Source organism: Streptomyces hazeniae (assembly GCF_031845485.1).
Classification (GTDB): Bacteria; Actinomycetota; Actinomycetes; order Streptomycetales; family Streptomycetaceae; genus Streptomyces; species Streptomyces hazeniae.
This window is the reverse complement of record NZ_JAVREQ010000039.1, coordinates 1-15,874: the sequence shown is the minus strand read 5'-3', so window position 1 is coordinate 15,874 and position 15,874 is coordinate 1. Positions and strand designations below refer to the sequence as shown.

Sequence of the window (15,874 nt, the reverse complement as noted above, 5' to 3'; positions counted from 1 at the left end):
GTCCTGGTCATGAGGGAGTGCTCTGCACATGTCCGTCTCCGCCCCTGCCCCCGCCGCTGCTCGCACCGCTGCGGCGACGCCGCTGCCCGTCCTCGGCGACGACGTCCTCGTGCCCGTCGCCGACGGCACGGAGGTCACCTACGCGGCGCTCGACCAGGCGGCCAGCGCCCCCGTGCTGCGCCGCGTGTGGGACGACGTCGCCGCCTACCTGCCCTACTACGGCAGCGTCCACCGCGGCTCCGGCCACCTGTCGCAGCTGTCCACCGACCTGTACGAGCGCAGCCGTGCGACGGTCGCCGCGTTTCTCGGCTGCCGTGCCGACGACCAGGTCGTCTTCACCCGGGGCACCACCGACTCGCTGAACCTGCTCGCGGCGGTGGTCCCGGACGGCACACGGGTTTTCGTCTTCGAGAGCGAGCACCACGCCGCGCTGCTGCCGTGGCGCCGCTGTGAGACGACCGTGCTGGACACGCCGCGCAGCCCGCAGCAGGCGGTGTCCGTCCTCGAAGCGGCGCTGCACGGCGGCCCGGACGGGCCCAAGCTGGTCTGCGTCACCGGGGCGTCCAACGTCACCGGGGAGATCTGGCCGGTCCGCGAGCTGGCCCGCGTCGCGCACCGGCACGGTGCGCGGGTGGTCCTCGACGCGGCGCAGCTCGCCCCGCACCACCCGGTGGACGTGGCGGGGCTCGACGTGGACTGGGTCGCCTTCTCCGGCCACAAGCTGTACGCCCCGTTCGGTGCGGGTGTGCTGGCCGGGCGGTCCGACTGGCTCGACGCGGCCGAGCCCTACCTGGCCGGCGGCGGCGCCAGCCGCCGGGTCGCCCGCGAGCCGGACGGCGGCCTCGACGTCGCGTGGCACACCGGCACCGCCCGCCACGAGGCGGGCTCTCCGAACGTGGTGGGTGCTCACGCGGTGGCGTCCGCGTGCCGCGCGCTGGCGGAGGCCGGGCTGGAGCTGCTGGTGCGGCGCGAACGCGCCCTGCTGGAGGTCCTGCTGGACGGGCTGGCCCAGGTGCCGGAGGTCCGGGTGCTGTCGCTCTTCGACCGCGGCGAAGACGGCGTCGGAGGGGGCGGCGAAGGCGGCCGCGCCGCCGGACGGGTCGGCGTGGTGTCGTTCGTCGTGGACGGCTGGGACGGCACGGAGTTCGCGGACGCGCTGTCGGCGGAGTACGGCATCGGGGTGCGCAGCGGACTGTTCTGTGCGCATCCGCTGCTGCGGAACCTGCTGGGGCGGGGGCACGACGAAGGCGGCGACTGCGGTGCGCCCTCGGCAGGGGCGCTCAACGCGGTGCGGGTCAGCTTCGGGGCGGGAACGCCGGACGAGCACGTCGAGCGTTTCGTCCGCGCGGTCCGTTCGCTGGCCGCCCGTCGCTGACGCGGTCATCCGTCCTCCCTCGCCGGACGGGGCGCGAGACCAGCCCGTCCGGCCAGGGAGGACCGGGCCCGAGGCGGAGCCCGGCGAGGGGCGTGCCCGCGGCGCGGATCACCCCCCGGAGGGGCTACGCGTCGAGGCCGATGGCGAACGCGGCCTCGAGGTCGTGCTGGGAGTAGGTGCGGAACGCGATGTGCGTCTCGGTCGACAGCACTCCGGGCACCTTGCTGATGTGCCCGGGGATCACGTCGGCCAGGTCGTCGTGCCGCGCCACCCGCACCATCGCGATCAGGTCGTGCGCCCCGGTCACCGAGTACACCTCGCTCACGCTCTCGATGGCGGCGATCTGCTCGGCGATCTCGGGGATGCGGTCGGTGCTGGTCTTGATCAGCACGATCGAGGTGATCACGGTGAGATCCCTTCGTCGGGGGCGGCGGCCGGGCGGCCGGGTGCGTCCGCCGTGCGGAAGCGTCGCCAGGCGTAGAGGAAGCCGAGCATGAAGCCTACGACGTGGGCCAGGTAGGCGACGCCGGGACCGTCCGTGTCGTGGCGCGCGGCCAGCCACTGGAGAGCCAGCCAGAACACCAGCACCAGCCAGGCGGGGAAGCGCAGCGGCAGGAACCACAGGAAGGGGAACACGCTGGTCACCCGTGCCCGGGGGAGCAGGTAGAGAAAGGCGCCCAGCACACCGGAGATCGCCCCCGACGCGCCGACCAGGGTCTCGTCGGAGCCGTGGTGCGCGGCGGCGTAGCAGAGCATCGCCGCGTAGCCGACGACCAGGTAGCAGAGGGTGAAGCGGATCGCGCCCGTCCGTCGCTCGACGCTCTCGCCGAAGACGAACAGGAAGAGCAGGTTGCTCAGCAGGTGCAGCCACCCGCCGTGCACGAAGAGCGAGGTCAGCGGGGTGAGCAACGGGCGCGCCGCGCCGCTCCACAACTCGGTGGGGACGACGCCCCAGCGCCGGTAGTAGGAGGCCTGCTCCCGGTACAGGGCTCCCTCACCGCCCGTGCCGAGCCCGGCTACCGGGCCCAGCAGGAAGACCGCGGCGCAGAGGCCGATGAGGGTGTACGTCGCCACGGGGTGACCGCGCACCGAGCGGGTAGGAGGGCGGGTACCGGTGGCGGACATGCAGCGGATGATGACGGGTCGGCCACGGCGGGGTCCGCCCGACACGCGCTGCGGGCCCGAGGTCGTAAGGTGACCGGCAGTACACCCGTGGAGACGATGGGGTCCCCGGACGGCCGGCACCGAAGGAGTGTGGACGACATCATGGCGGTTCCCCAGCCCACGAGGACGACACGCTGGCGCTGCACGCTGTGCGGCAATCTGACCCGGTTCGACGTGACCCGTTCCAGCACGGTGGTCGAGTTCGTCCATCTGGACCTGGCGGGCGAGCCGACCGTCGAGGAGCGGGACGTACGCAGTGAGAGCATCGAGTCGGTCCGCTGCCGCTGGTGCGACGCGGTGGACCGGATCGAGTTGGTGGACCGGCCCGGCGCGGAGGCCAAGGAGGCACCGGAGGCTTCGGGATCTTCGGGAGCCCCGGGTGCCTCGGGAGCACAGGCCTGAGACGGCGCGGCGGTCGGAGGAACCTGGGCAGGTGTGAGCGGTGGAGCAACACAGCGACGGTGAGCGCGACGACGCACGCGTGCCGCCGGACGAGTCGCTCGACCGCCCGCTGCCCGACAGGGTGCGGCGCCGGGTCGTCGCGCTGACCGGCGAGGCCATCGGCGACCTGACCGTGGCGGAGCTGCCGGGGCCGCTGCGCCAGTACGCCCGGTTCACGCCGCAGCGCCGCGCGAAGTTCGGCGGCAATGCCATGGCGGCGGCGCTGGAGAGCGATCCGGTGTTCCGCCGGCGTGTCGCCGTACGGCTCCGCGACATGGTCACCGAACTGGCGGAGGCGGTGGAGGCCGGCCGCGCGCCGGCCGCCGCCGACCCGGTGGACGTGGCGGCGCTCGCCTACGTGCTGCGCCCGCCGGGCTGGGTGAAGCAGGTGACGGCGGCCGGTGAGGAGGCGCAGCGCGCCCAGGCCGAACAGGCGGGGGAGGAGACGCAGCGGGAACTCGCGCGTTTGCGCGAGGAACTGTCCGAGGCCCGCGCCGCGCAGCGCGCCGAGTCCGAACGCGCCCGCGCTGAGGGCGAGGCGGCCCGCAAGGACCTGGAGGCGGTGCAGCGGAAGCTGCGCAGCGCGCAGAGCGACGTGAAGCGGGGCGAGGCGGCCCTGCGGAAGCTGCGGTCCGAGAGGGACGAGCAGCGGGCCGCCCACGCGGCGGAGAAGGCGGCGACCGACGGCGAGGTGCGCCGGCTCAAGGCGCGGCTCGCGGAGACCGAGTCGGCGCTCGAAGCCGGCCGCCGCGCCGCCCGTGAGGGGCGCAGCGTGGAGGACATGCGGGTCCGGCTGCTGCTGGACACCGTGCTCGACGCGGCCCAGGGCCTGCGGCGCGAACTCGCGCTGCCCCCGGCGGAACTGCGCCCGGCGGACACCGTGGACGCGGTGCAGCCCGGCCGGATGAGCCCCAAGGACGTCGCGGCCCGGGCCCTGTCGGAGAGTGACCCGGCGCTGCTGGACCAGTTGCTGTCGCTGCCGCAGGCGCATCTCGTCGTCGACGGCTACAACGTCACCAAGACCGGCTATCCGACGATGCCGCTGGAGAAGCAGCGGCTGCGGCTCCTCGGCGGGCTCGCGGTGCTCGCCGCGCAGACCGGCGCGGAGATGACCTGCGTCTTCGACGGGGCCGAACTCGCCGCGCCGGTGCTGCTGGCGCCCCCGCGCGGGGTGCGGGTGCTGTTCAGCAAGCCGGGGGAGACCGCGGACGAGCTGATCCGCCGGCTGGTGCGGGCCGAACCGCCGGGCCGCGCCGTGGTCGTGGTCTCCTCCGACCGCGAGGTGGCCGACGGCTGTGCCGCCGCGGGGGCCCGGCCGGTGTCCTCCGCGCTGCTGCTGCGCCGCCTCGGCCGTACCTGACCGCACCCGGCGTGCACATGGGGGCAGTTGTCCCCGGTGCGCCCGATGGGACGGTTGTGTCCGGTTGCCCCGTATTGCTCCTACGGGCTGTCAAGTGGCGGTCGCTGCGCGTGTGATGAGAGTAAAGAATCCTGTGATCCGCACGGTAATTTCTCTGAGGGATTTGATCCGATCAGATGGGCGTGGCTAATCTCTGGGCTCGAACCACCGCGAAACCGATCACTCATCCGGGGTGACAGCGGAGGTACCGCCTCGTCCCACGAGCCGCCGCCCAAGCGGGGAGTGGGGCCGGAAAGACCGACCGGCAGGCGGCTGAGGAAGAAGGAGCTCGCCCCAGTGGCGTCCCACCGTCGTCCCAAGCAGCCCAGTCGCACCCGTGTCACCGTCATGACGGCGACCGCTGCCGCAGCCGTGGCCCTCACCTCCCAGAGCGCGCAGGCGGCGCCCTCCAAGCCCTCCCTCGACGAGGTCAAGGCGAAGGTCGACAAGCTCTACGAAGAGGCCGAGGGCGCGACCGAGAAGTACAACGGCGCCAAGGAGAAGCAGGAGAAGCTCAACAAGGACATCTCCAACCTCCAGGACTCGGTGGCGCGCGGCCAGGGCGAGCTGAACGACCTGCGCGACGGCCTCGGTTCGATGGCGACCGCGCAGTACCGCAACGGCGGCGTCGACCCCTCGATCCAGCTGTTCCTCTCGTCCGACCCGGACGACTACCTGGACAAGGCCTCCACCCTCGACCAGCTCAGCACCAAGCAGAGCGAGGCGCTGGACAAGATCCAGGGCAAGCAGCGCACCCTCGAGCAGAAGCGCGAGGAGGCCCGCACCAAGCTGGACGACCTCTCCGAGACCCGCAAGGAACTCGGCAGCAAGAAGAAGAAGATCCAGGGCAAGCTCTCCGACGCCCGGGACCTGCTCAACACCCTCACCGCCGAGCAGCGCGCCGAGATGCAGGCCGACGAGGCCCGCGCCAACCGCGCCGCCTCCGACCGCGTCGACCTCGGCAGCGACGTCCCCGCCTCGCAGCGCGCGTCCGCCGCGCTCGGCGCCGCGCAGGGCAAGATCGGCTCGCCGTACGTCTGGGGCGCCACCGGCCCCAGCTCCTTCGACTGCTCCGGGCTCACCTCGTGGGCCTACGCGCAGGCCGGCGTCTCGCTGCCGCGCACCTCGCAGTCCCAGGCGAGCGCCGGCGCCCAGATCGGCCGCAGCGCGCTCCAGCCCGGCGACCTGGTGCTGTTCTACGGCGACCTGCACCACGTCGGCCTGTACGCCGGCAACGGCCAGATCCTGCACGCCCCCAAGCCGGGTGCCAACGTGCGCTACGAGTCGATCAACAACATGCCGTTCATGTACGGCGTCCGCGTCGGCTGACGCCGCCCCGCCTTCCCCTTCACGCCGCGAACCACCCGTCCTTCGTACGGGTGGTTCGTCGTGCATGAGGCTGACGCCTTCCCGTCCGCAGCCGCCACGGTGACCTGCACTGTCGTCCGTGCGGCACGCCACGACCGCCGCCTCCTCCGGCCCGGCGCGTGGACCCTCCGTGTCGGCGCCGCTACATTCTGCCGGGCAATCGGGCCTACGCCCAGCCCAGCGGAAGGAGCGTGACCCGTGGTCTCGCACCGGTCACCCCGTCACCCCGGCACGGCCCTCACCGGCCGGCCCGCCGTCCGCGTCGCCGCCCTCACGGCGGCCGCGGGCGCCGTCGCCGCGCTCACCACGGCCCCGGTCGGAGCCGACCCGGGCAGCGGCGCGCCGCAGGACGTGGCGGCCCGCGTGGACCGTCTCCACACCCAGGCGGAACGCGCCACGGAGAAGTACAACGCCGCGTCCGAGGACGTCGACGACCTCCGCGACCGCATCGCGAACGTGCAGGACCAGGCCGCCCGCAAGCAGTCGGTCGTCAACCGGCTGCGCGACGACCTCGGCGCGCTCGCCGGAGCCCAGTACCGCAACGGCGGGGTCGACCCCTCCGTCGCCCTGCTGCTCTCCGCCGCCCCGGACGACTTCCTCGACAAGGCCGCCACCCTCGACCGCATCGGCGCCCGCAACGCCGACCGGCTGCGGCAACTGCGCGAGGCCCAGCGGGTCCTCGACCAGTACCGCGCCGAAGCGGGACGCGACCTGACCGAACTGGAGCGGCGCAGCGCCGCGTTGAAGCGCCACAAGAAGGCAGTGCAGCGAAGACTCGGCGCCGCGCAGCGCCTGCTGGACCGGATGTCGCCGGCGGACCGCGCCGCCCACGACCGCGCTTCGCGCGCCACCGGCCGCGCCCCCGTCCTCACCGGCGCCGCCTCCTCCGCCCGCGCCGCCGCGGCCGTGGCCGCCGCCCGCAGCGTCGTCGGCTCGCCCTACGGCTGGGGGCAGGCCGGGCCCGGCGCCTTCGACTGCTCCGGCCTCACCCAGTGGTCCTACGCCCAGGCCGGAGTGGCCCTGCCGCGCACCTCGCAGGGCCAGAGCGGCGCAGGGCGGCGCGTGCCGCTCTCCCAGGCGCGCCCCGGGGACCTCGTCATCTACCGGAGCGACGCCAGCCACGTCGCCATGTACGTCGGCGGCGGGCAGGTCGTGCACTCCCCGTACCCGGGCGCCCAGGTCCGCTACGACCCGGTCGGCATGATGCCGGTCTCCGCGGTCACCCGCCCCTGACCGGCCGGCCCCGACGGGCCGCACCTCACTCGCCGCCCCGAAAGGTGCCGCCTCGCGTAGCATCCCCCCCGTGCACCGCAGGAGACACGCGTCCGTACGGGCCGCCGTGTGCGCGCCGGTCGCCGTGCTGCTCCTCGGCGCGGCCGGCTGCACCGGTCCCGACCCTTCCGCCCGGGACACCGAGCAGGCCGTTCAGGCCCTCTTCGACCGGCAGGCCGCCGCCGTGCGCGACGCCGACCCCTCCCGCTACCTCGCCGCCGTGGACCCCCGCTCCGGCGATTACCGTGCCGCGCAGCGCACCGTGGCAGCCAACCTCGCCCGCCTTCCGGTGGCCACCTGGACGTACCGGGTGCGGAGCGTCCGGACGCACCACGAGCGCGCGGACGCCGTGGTCGAACTGCGCTACCGGCTGGGGGACCGCGACCGCCCTCCCGTCGTCGAGAAGGAGACCTTCGCGCTCCGGCGCCACGACGGCCGCTGGTGGATCACCGGCGAACGTCACGGGCCGGGACGGCAGTTGTGGGAGCAGGGCCGTCTCCGCGTGGTGCACGGCGAACACAGCCTGGTGCTCGGCACCGTGGACCACGGCACTCTGCGGCGCATCGCCGCCCGTGCCGACCGGGCCGTGCCCTCCGTCTCCGCCGCCTGGCCCGACCCGTGGTCCCGCCGCACCGTCGTCCTGGTGCCCGCATCCGTCGACGGGATGGCCGAACTGCTCGACGGCGAACCCGCCACCTACGAGGGCATCGCCGCCGTCACCACCGGCCCGCGCGGAGGCGAACCGGGGGAGAGGGAACGCATCGTCGTCAACCGGCAGGCGTACGTGCTGCTGAGCGACCGCGGCCGGCAGGTCGTGCTCACGCACGAGACCGCGCACGTCGCGACCCGGGACCATACGGACGGCAGCACGCCCCTGTGGCTCTCCGAAGGACTCGCCGACTGGTTCGGCTACCGCGGCACCGGGGCCGACCCGTCCGTCGCCGCGCCCACCCTGGCCGAAGCGGTACGGGCAGGCGACCTGCCCCGACGGCTGCCGCCGGACGCGGACTTCCGCTTCACCGGCGACTCCGACGCGCTCGCCCGGGCGTACGAGGGCAGCTGGCTGGCCTGCCGCATGATCGCCGACCGGTGGGGGGCCGGCCGGCTCGCGGCCTTCTACCGCGCGGTCGGCGCCGCCGACGGCGGCCCGGCGGAGGCCGTGGACGGTGCCCTGCGGGACGTACTGGCCGTGGACCGGGAGGCGTTCATCCGGATGTGGCACTCCGCTCTCCGTGCGGAGCTGGCCCCGTAGCCCGGCCCGCAGCGCCCCCGGCGCCCGTGCCGCCCGCCACGACGGGACGCGGGCCGTGCCGGGCCGGCACCCGCCCCTCGTACGCGGCCGCCGCCTCCGTACGCTCCGCCGCCCGTCGCGGCTCCGACACGGTCGCCCGCCACAGCCGTACGCACGCCCACACCGTCGCCACCACCAGCAGGCCGTTGCGGACCGCCAGCAGCGTCACGCCCAGCCCCGTACTGCCGACCACCTCGCCGAAATACACCGGGAACTCCAGTAGCGTCACCCCTGTCGCGAGCACCACGAGCACGGCGGGCGGACCCATCCGGCTCGCCCGCAGGCAGCAGCACACCGCCGCCACCGCCACCAGCCACACCATGTACTGCGGACTGATCACCCGGCTGGTCGTCACGAACAGCAGCACCGCGGCGAACGCCGCGTCCGCCGGGGTCGCCGCCGTCCACGCCCGGGCCCGGACCCGCCACAGCAGCAGCCAGCTCAGCGCCAGTGCGCTCGCCACCAGCGAGACGGTGCCGACCAGGCCCACGTACGGCCCGAGGAACTCCACCGAGCCGTAGCGCAGCAGGACCTGCCCCTCCCAGCCGAAGTGGCGCGCCACGTGGAAGACCAGCGCCCCCAGCGACTCCACCTCCACACCGCGGTCCCGCTGGTGGGTGAGGAAATGGAAGGCCCCCGGCATCTCCATGGCGAAGGCCAGCGCCAGCAGCGCCGCCGCGCCCGCCGCCACCGACCACGCCACCAGCGTGGGGCGCCCCCTAGGCGCGCCCACCAGCAGCAGCACCGGCCACACCTTCAGCAGCGCCCCGAGCGCCGCCAGCGCCCCGCCCACCGCGGGCCGGCGCAGCAGCGCCAGCAGGCCGGCCACCGCCACCGCGGCCACCAGCACGTCGTACCGCGCGTACGCCGTGGGCCCCAGCAGCGGCAGCCCCACCGCCCAGCACCACGCACCGGCCTGCCGCCGGCCCGGGCCGCGGCCCGCCGCCAGCAGCGACGCGAACACCACGAGGTCGGCGACGCAGGCGACCACGAAGAACGCCGTGGTGTAGCCGAGGAAGGGGAGCAGGGCCGGCGAGGTCACCGCCAGGGCCGCCACCGGCGGGTACTGCCAGGTCACGTCCCCCTGTGGGAACGTTCCACCGCGCAGCACCTCGTACCAGCCGTGGTAGATCACCGAGACGTCCGTGGTCACGTCCGGACCCGGCAGCGTGATCACTTTGAGGACGAGGAGCATCAGGACCGCTCGCGACGCGATCCAGACGGCCGTGACGGCGGCGGTGGACAGGCGCATGCCGCAGACAGTACCGCCGCGTCGGGCCGGGGGCGGCCCACGGCGCCGCCGGGCGGGCCGGGGCCACCCGGTACTGTCGGCGGCGATGGACACGACCGCCGCGCGCACCACGCTGATCGTCACCAACGACTTCCCGCCCCGGCCCGGCGGCATCCAGGCGTTCCTGCACAGCATGGCCCAGCGCCTCGACCCCGAGCGCGTCGTCGTCTACGCCTCCACCTGGAAACGCGGACGGGAGGGCGCCGAAGCCACCGCCGCCTTCGACGCCGCACAGCCCTTCACCGTCGTCCGCGACCGCACGACCATGCTGCTGCCCACACCGCGCGTCACCCGCCGGGCCGTCGGCCTGCTGCGCGAACACGGCTGCCGGTCCGTGTGGTTCGGCGCCGCCGCACCGCTCGGACTGATGGCGCCCGCCCTGCGCCGGGCCGGCGCGGAACGCATCGTGGCCACCACCCACGGGCACGAGGCCGGCTGGGCGCAACTGCCGGTCGCCCGCCGGCTGCTCCGACGGATCGGCGACACCACCGACACGCTCACCTATCTGGGTGAATACACCCGCTCCCGGATCGCCCGCGCACTGAGCGACGAAGCCGCCGCCCGCATGGTGCAGCTGCCGCCCGGCGTCGACGAGAAGACCTTCCACCCCGGCTCGGGCGGCGACGCCGTACGCGAACGACTCGGCCTCGCCGGCCGTCCCGTCGTCGTGTGCGTCTCCCGGCTGGTGCCCCGCAAAGGGCAGGACACCCTGATCGCTGCGATGCCCCGGGTGCTGGCGGCACAGCCGGACGCGGTGCTGCTCGTCGTGGGCGGCGGCCCCTACCGCGCCGACCTGGAGAAGCAGGCCGCGCGGCTCGGCGTCCGCGGGTCCGTCCACTTCACCGGCGCCGTGCCGTGGGAGGACCTGCCCGCGCACTTCGGGGCCGGCGACGTCTTCGCCATGCCCTGCCGCACCCGGCGCGGCGGCCTCGACGTCGAGGGTCTGGGCATCGTGTACCTGGAGGCCTCCGCGACCGGGCTCCCCGTCGTCGCCGGCGACTCCGGCGGCGCGCCGGACGCCGTCCGGGACGGCGAGACCGGCTGGGTCGTCCGCGGTGGCACCCCGGACGAGACCGCGGACCGCATCGTCACCCTCCTCGCCGACCCCGCGCTCCGCACCCGCATGGGCACGGCGGGACGGGCCTGGGTCGAGTCCCACTGGCGCTGGGACCTCCTCGCCGACCACCTCCGCGCGCTGCTGTAGCGGCTCCGCCCGCCACCGGCGTCGGCGGCGCCGGCCCGCCGACGCAACTCGGGCACCCGCAGGCGGATTCAGCGTGAGCCTCCGTCCTTGCCGCGGAGAACCGTTGTGGGGGAGTGGTTGTGTCAGCGCAGCGGGTGGAGTGGCCGAGATCGCTGCGGTCGTTGGCGCGTTCTGAGCGGTGGAGATCGATGTGGTGGGAGTCACGCCAGACGTCACTCCATGCGACGGCGCACGGTCGGCGGAAGCCGTCGACTCGTGTGCGTAGGGCTCCGGGGAGCCTCGAGCGCGGGGTGGGGGATGTGATGCGGAACCTGCCGACCGGGGAGAGAAAAGGGGGCTGGTTTAACGGTCAACCGTTACGGACGTCGGTCATCGGGCGACAAAGGCGTCTTGCGAAGATCATTTCTTGTTGCTCGCCCACCCCTGCCGTGATCTCCTCACAGCCGTCCGCACCGAGAGTCAGGGGGAGATGTACTGTGCGCAGTCAACGGGACGTGCTCGATCCGGCCTTGTACGAGAAGACCCGATTGCCGCGAGAAGAGGCGGCCACGCTGCCGTGGTGGGTGTACACCGACCAGACGTGGTTCGAGCGGGAGATGGAGACGATGTTCCGGCCCGCCTGGCACTTCGCGGGCCTGGCCTCTTCCGTTCCCGACGCGGGGGACTTCCGCACGCTGCGTCTCCTGGACGAGCCGCTCCTGGTGGTGCGTGGCGACGACCTCCAGGTACGCGTGTTCCGCAACTCCTGTCGCCACCGAGGCTCCCTGGTCGTCGGGGAGCCGTCCGGGAGTTGCCGCGGCCTGCGCTGCCCCTACCACTCCTGGACCTACAGCCTCGAAGGCGTGCTCAAGCACGCACCCGGCCTGGAGGGGTACCGGCGGGACGAACTCGCCGGGCTGGGCAAGGACCTGCTGCAGGTTCCCTCCGGCGTGAGGGAAGGGCTGATCTTCGTTCACCTCGGCGACCCGAAGACCGCGGCCCCGCTGGACGCCTACCTCGGGAACTACCTCTCCACCGTCGCTGTCCCGCACCAGACCGCCCAGATGGTGGCGACCGAGGAGCGGGAGTACACGCTGGACTCCAACTGGAAACTCTATGCCGAGGTCGACATGGAGACTCTCCACACCAAGCACATTCATCGCGGATCGATCGGGGAACAGCCCGTCACCGTTCCCGCCTCCGAGGGCGATTGGATCGGCGTCTATCACGAGTCCGCGCACACGCCCGCCCTGCACCCGGGAGAACGGAAGTCGGGCTTCCCGCACACCACAGGCCTGAGCGGGCCCGCAACCCGGGGTGCGCACTTCTCCCTTCTGCTGCCCGGCTTCTTCCTCGTCACGGCGCAGGACGTGATGTGGTGGATCCACAAGCTCCCGGACTCCGCGACCCGCACCCGCGTCCGCGTGGGGTACTCCTTCCCCGCCTCGACCCTTGCGCGCCCCGACTTCGACGAGGTGTCCAAGCGCTACTACAAGCGCCTCAACCAGGTCGTCGACGAGGACGACTGGATCACCGAGTACCAGCAGCGCGGCCTCAACGGCTCCGCCCCCGGCTGCTACGTCCCGGAAGAGCACGTCGTCCACCGCTTGGACAACTGGATCCTGGACCGGGTACTCGGTGTCTGAGCCCGCTCGCATGCGTCGGCTGGCGGGGTGGGCGGTCCTGGCCGGTTGCTTCCTGCTCGGCTTCTTCCACCGCTTCGCGCCCGCCACCTTCGCCGACGTCCTTTCCGCGAGCCTCCACGCCACCGCCGCACAGCTCGGTGCCCTGGCGTCCTGGCACTTCTGGACCTACACCGTGGCCCAGATCCCCGCAGGGCTGCTGGTGGACCGCTACGGCACCCGCCGCTGCGTCGCTCTGGGCTCGGCGGTGACCGCCGTCGGCTCCCTCACCCTCGCCGGCGCCCAGAACCTGGTCACCGCATCCGTCGGGCCCCTCCTCACCGGCGCCGGACTGTCCGCGGTGTTCGTCGGCATCATGAAGTACAACGCCGACTGGTTTCGCCCGGAGAGCTACGGCCTGGTCACCGGCGTCACGATGCTGCTCGCCACCTGCGGTGCCGTCGCCGCCGGCTCTCCCACGGCGTGGCTTCTCGAGCACTACCACTGGCGGCACCTGTTCGCCGCGGCCGCCGCGGCCGGCCTGTTGCTCTCCCTGGCCGTCGCCGTCATGGTCCGCAACCGCCCGCCCCACAGCCCCGTCCCGCGCGTCGTCAGGAGCCACGACGCGCGGGGCGGTCTCTCCGGCGCGCTGCGGCGCCGTGAACTCTGGCCCCTCCTGCTGGCAACGGTCGGCACCAACGGCACCTTCTACGCCTTCTCCGGCCTGTGGGGCATCCCCTTGCTCACCGAGACGCGCGGCCTGTCGAACACGACCGCTGCCTGGTACACGACGACCGCGCTCGTCGTCTACGGCGTCGGGTGCCTGGGCATCGGGCTGTGGTCCGACAGGGCCGGCAGACGCAAACCGTTCCTGCAGGCCACGAGTGCCCTCGCGGTGGTCGGCTGGACCTGCCTGGCCGCGCTCCCCTGGGAAGCGGGCTGGCAAGGCCTGGTGCTCTACGCCGCGCTGGGTGCAGCAGCCTCACAAGTGACCGTTTCCTTCGCCGCGCTGAAGGAGTCTGTGCCCGCGGACATCGCAGCGACGGCCCTCGCGGTTCTCAACGCCGGCGTCTTCGGAGCCTCAGCGGCCCTGCAGCCGCTCATCGGCGCATTCCTCGACGGGGGGCTCGGCTGGAGCGGGTCGCTCACCGTGATGACGGCGGTCGCCGCGGTCGGTCTGACAGCCTGCCAAGCAGCCAGCGAGACCAGGTGCCGACCCGTCACGTTCACGACCCGGCACCCGCGTACGCCCTCGTCGCCGAATCCGTAGCGCGCTCACCCGTGGCCCGACGCCGACGGCCGTTCGCGGTCGGTTCAGACCAGGGGGCAGGTGAGGGGGAGGACGCGTTCGGTCAGCCGGCCGGTCAGGTGACTGTCGGTGAGAGCTGCGTCGGTGAGCCAGTCGGCCTGCGTCAACCGGTCGACCAGGTCCGCCAGTTCACCCGGCTCCACCGGGACCTGCCGGAGAAGGGACTCCAGGGTGAGGCCCTCGTCGCCCGCCCCGAGCAGACCGTCGGCGTCGGTCCGGGTGGCCAGCGTCAGGGCGAGCAGCCGGACGGGCGCGGGTGCCTTGCGCTTGCGGAGCTTCTTGTCCGACACCACCCGCTGGCCCCAGCCGGAGAGCTTGGCACGGGCCTTCTTGCCGAAGGTGAAGGGGGCGGAGACGCCTCCGCCGGGCACCAGGGAGGGCACCGTGACCGGTGTGGGGCTCTCCGGGCGGGATGCCAGCAGGTCGCTCGCCGTACCGGGAAGCCGCAGCCAGCCGCAGTCGGTCAACTGCTCGGCCAGGGCTTCCGGATCGTCGAGACCCAGCCCGGCGAGATCCTGTCCGACGAGGTTGCCGGTGCCGGAGTGCGCCGTGCGCAGGGTCAGCATGAGCACCAGCAGCCGTGCCTGCGCGCCGGGCAGCGGAGTGTGACCCGCGACGTGAGCGAGGACGGCACGTGCCTGCTCCCACTGTCCCGGAGCCGTCAGCAGCCGGGCGACCGCCGGCTCGTCCTCCTCCGTGCGCTCCCCGTTCCGGTGCCGGTGCTGCATGCGAACGGTCGCCGCGGACTGCTCGGCCCGTTCCGCCTCCGCCCGCAGTTCCGGGTCGCCGGTGACCTGCGCCCAGGCGATGAAGGCGCGAGCCTTGCGCTCGTGCAGGTCGCCGAGCACAGCCAGGTCGGGCTCGGTGCGCCGCTGGTAGCGGCGGAAGAGGTTCCCGAGTTCGATGAGTTCGTCGCGCAGGACGACGGGCCGCAGGTCGGGCGGGACGGCTCGCTGGGCGATCTTCCCGCGTTGACGCCGCCGGGCAGGCGCCGGGCGCGGCGCCGGCACCTCCCGCGCCGCGCGCGCGGGCGGGGGACCGGTGTGCGTCCGGCCGTCGGAGAAGTGCGGAGTGCCGACGGCGGCGGCCCTCGGGCCTCCGGCGGCCTGGCCGCCGACCACCGGAGCGGATCCGACGGCAGAGGTGGCGACGGCGGAAGTGGCGACGGTCCTCGCGCGGGGCAACGCGGCCGCGCACCGCGTGCAGCACTCCAGGGCCTGCCACCAGCGTCCTCCCCGGTCGCTGACCACGGCCAGCACGACCGGGCCGCCGCATCGCCACGGCTCGGCGGTCCGCCCGCGCCCCCGGCCGTCGCCCTGGTCGATGTGCGCCGCGCAACCCCCGGCCCGGCACGCGCAGTACGCATCGGCGCGGGGCGGCGAGGCGGCGTCCAGGTGTGCCCTCAGATGTGCCACCGCAGCCCCGCGTCCGGCGGCCGCGTCCGGCAAGGCCTCGTCGGGACAGGCGGAGCGATTGCAGGAGACGCGCACCGCCGTGGTGCCACGCCCGGCGGCGTCCAGACGCACGGTCCACCTGCGCCCGAGCACCCGCTCGTCCTTCTCGTCCGCCGTGGCCTCGGCCATGCCGCTCTTCCCCGCTCTCCCTCGTCCGCATCTGTCCCGCAGCCCGGGTCGTCCACCACGAACGATCTTCCGGCCGTGCCCACCGTACGCACCGTCCGGCCCAAGGGCCCGTGAACTCCCGCCCGTTCACCCGTACCGGTCAATTCCGCACCCGCACCCGCCCCCGGGCCGCAGCACGTAACCCGAAACCCGCCGCCGCGAGGTGTTGCGCGCACGAACCCGCCGCGGAGAACCAGTTGGCGGAAGATCAAGAAGGCCGGGTGCGGTGAGCACCGCGCCCCGCTCCCGCCCCGATGCCGACGGTCTCCGGAACGTCGGTTCGCCCGTCGTGCGTCGAGCCCGACGACCGCCGTCCACGCCTCGGGCGACAGGCTCGGCAACCGGGCCCCGCCGCGCCGCGACGTCCGAACGCGACGACCCGCGCCGGCCTCGCCCCGGCTGCCGCCGTGCGAAAGCGCAGGTCGCACGGGGACCTGGATGTCCGGGGTCCGGTGAGCCCGGGCCGGACTCCGTTCGCCGGGGACCGGTGAGCCCGGGACTTCTCCCAAGGACTCAACTGATGGAGGACTTCCCACC

Annotated in this window: 13 protein-coding genes; 9 read left to right on the top strand and 4 right to left on the bottom strand. The window is 73.7% G+C overall.

Features of this window, described 5'->3' with window-relative positions; translation table 11 throughout:
• Positions 1-28 precede the first annotated feature (28 nt).
• Complete coding sequence (locus tag RM572_RS27390; protein WP_311676076.1) at positions 29-1,375, top strand: aminotransferase class V-fold PLP-dependent enzyme; 1,347 nt, start codon at positions 29-31, stop codon at positions 1,373-1,375.
• A 124-nt stretch (positions 1,376-1,499) separates the two neighbouring features.
• On the opposite strand, the gene RM572_RS27385 is transcribed toward RM572_RS27390, so the two are convergent.
• Both RM572_RS27385 and RM572_RS27380 read right to left on the bottom strand, forming a co-directional pair.
• On the bottom strand, positions 1,500-1,781 hold the full coding sequence (locus tag RM572_RS27385) for an Lrp/AsnC family transcriptional regulator (protein ID WP_027766048.1): 282 nt from the start codon (positions 1,779-1,781) through the stop codon (positions 1,500-1,502).
• Complete coding sequence (locus tag RM572_RS27380; RefSeq protein WP_311676075.1) at positions 1,778-2,500, bottom strand: rhomboid family intramembrane serine protease; 723 nt, start codon at positions 2,498-2,500, stop codon at positions 1,778-1,780. The genes RM572_RS27385 and RM572_RS27380 overlap by 4 nt, the downstream gene beginning before the upstream one ends.
• Before the next feature lie 141 nt (positions 2,501-2,641).
• Between RM572_RS27380 and RM572_RS27375 the strand changes: the two genes are divergently transcribed.
• The 5 genes from RM572_RS27375 (at position 2,642) to RM572_RS27355 (ending at position 8,271) form a co-directional block, all read left to right on the top strand.
• The gene (locus RM572_RS27375) at positions 2,642-2,941 is read left to right on the top strand and encodes a hypothetical protein (protein ID WP_247597780.1); all 300 of its coding nucleotides are present in this window, start codon (positions 2,642-2,644) and stop codon (positions 2,939-2,941) included.
• 40 nt (positions 2,942-2,981) lie between these two features.
• A complete protein-coding gene (locus RM572_RS27370) occupies positions 2,982-4,340 on the top strand; it encodes an NYN domain-containing protein (protein ID WP_311676074.1) in 1,359 nt (452 codons plus the stop codon).
• Between the two features lie 336 nt (positions 4,341-4,676).
• Positions 4,677-5,708, top strand: a complete 1,032-nt coding sequence (locus RM572_RS27365; protein ID WP_311676073.1) for a C40 family peptidase — start codon at positions 4,677-4,679, stop codon at positions 5,706-5,708.
• A 237-nt stretch (positions 5,709-5,945) separates the two neighbouring features.
• Positions 5,946-6,980: a C40 family peptidase gene (locus RM572_RS27360; RefSeq protein ID WP_311676072.1), complete on the top strand. Its 1,035-nt coding sequence runs from the start codon at positions 5,946-5,948 to the stop codon at positions 6,978-6,980.
• Positions 6,981-7,050: 70 nt separating this feature from the next.
• On the top strand, positions 7,051-8,271 hold the full coding sequence (locus tag RM572_RS27355) for a hypothetical protein (protein ID WP_311676071.1): 1,221 nt from the start codon (positions 7,051-7,053) through the stop codon (positions 8,269-8,271).
• On the opposite strand, the gene RM572_RS27350 is transcribed toward RM572_RS27355, so the two are convergent.
• Entirely contained in the window at positions 8,225-9,562 is a 1,338-nt protein-coding gene (locus RM572_RS27350; RefSeq protein ID WP_311676070.1) for a glycosyltransferase 87 family protein, read from the bottom strand. The two genes, RM572_RS27355 and RM572_RS27350, sit on opposite strands and share 47 nt — an antisense overlap.
• A gap of 85 nt (positions 9,563-9,647) precedes the next feature.
• Here RM572_RS27350 and RM572_RS27345 point away from each other — a divergent pair, with 85 nt between their 5' ends.
• The 3 genes from RM572_RS27345 to RM572_RS27335 all read left to right on the top strand — a co-directional run bounded on the left by RM572_RS27345 (position 9,648) and on the right by RM572_RS27335 (position 13,676).
• Positions 9,648-10,805: a glycosyltransferase family 4 protein gene (locus RM572_RS27345; protein WP_311676069.1), complete on the top strand. Its 1,158-nt coding sequence runs from the start codon at positions 9,648-9,650 to the stop codon at positions 10,803-10,805.
• A gap of 476 nt (positions 10,806-11,281) precedes the next feature.
• Entirely contained in the window at positions 11,282-12,430 is a 1,149-nt protein-coding gene (locus tag RM572_RS27340; RefSeq protein ID WP_311676068.1) for an aromatic ring-hydroxylating oxygenase subunit alpha, read from the top strand.
• Positions 12,423-13,676 (top strand): MFS transporter, encoded by a 1,254-nt coding sequence (locus RM572_RS27335; protein WP_311676067.1) that lies wholly within the window; start codon positions 12,423-12,425, stop codon positions 13,674-13,676. Before RM572_RS27340 ends, RM572_RS27335 begins: the two co-directional genes overlap by 8 nt.
• A 44-nt stretch (positions 13,677-13,720) precedes the next feature.
• Here the strand turns inward: RM572_RS27335 and RM572_RS27330 are convergent, their stop codons facing one another.
• Positions 13,721-15,298: a hypothetical protein gene (locus tag RM572_RS27330; protein ID WP_311676066.1), complete on the bottom strand. Its 1,578-nt coding sequence runs from the start codon at positions 15,296-15,298 to the stop codon at positions 13,721-13,723.
• Between the last annotated feature and the right edge of the window lie 576 nt (positions 15,299-15,874).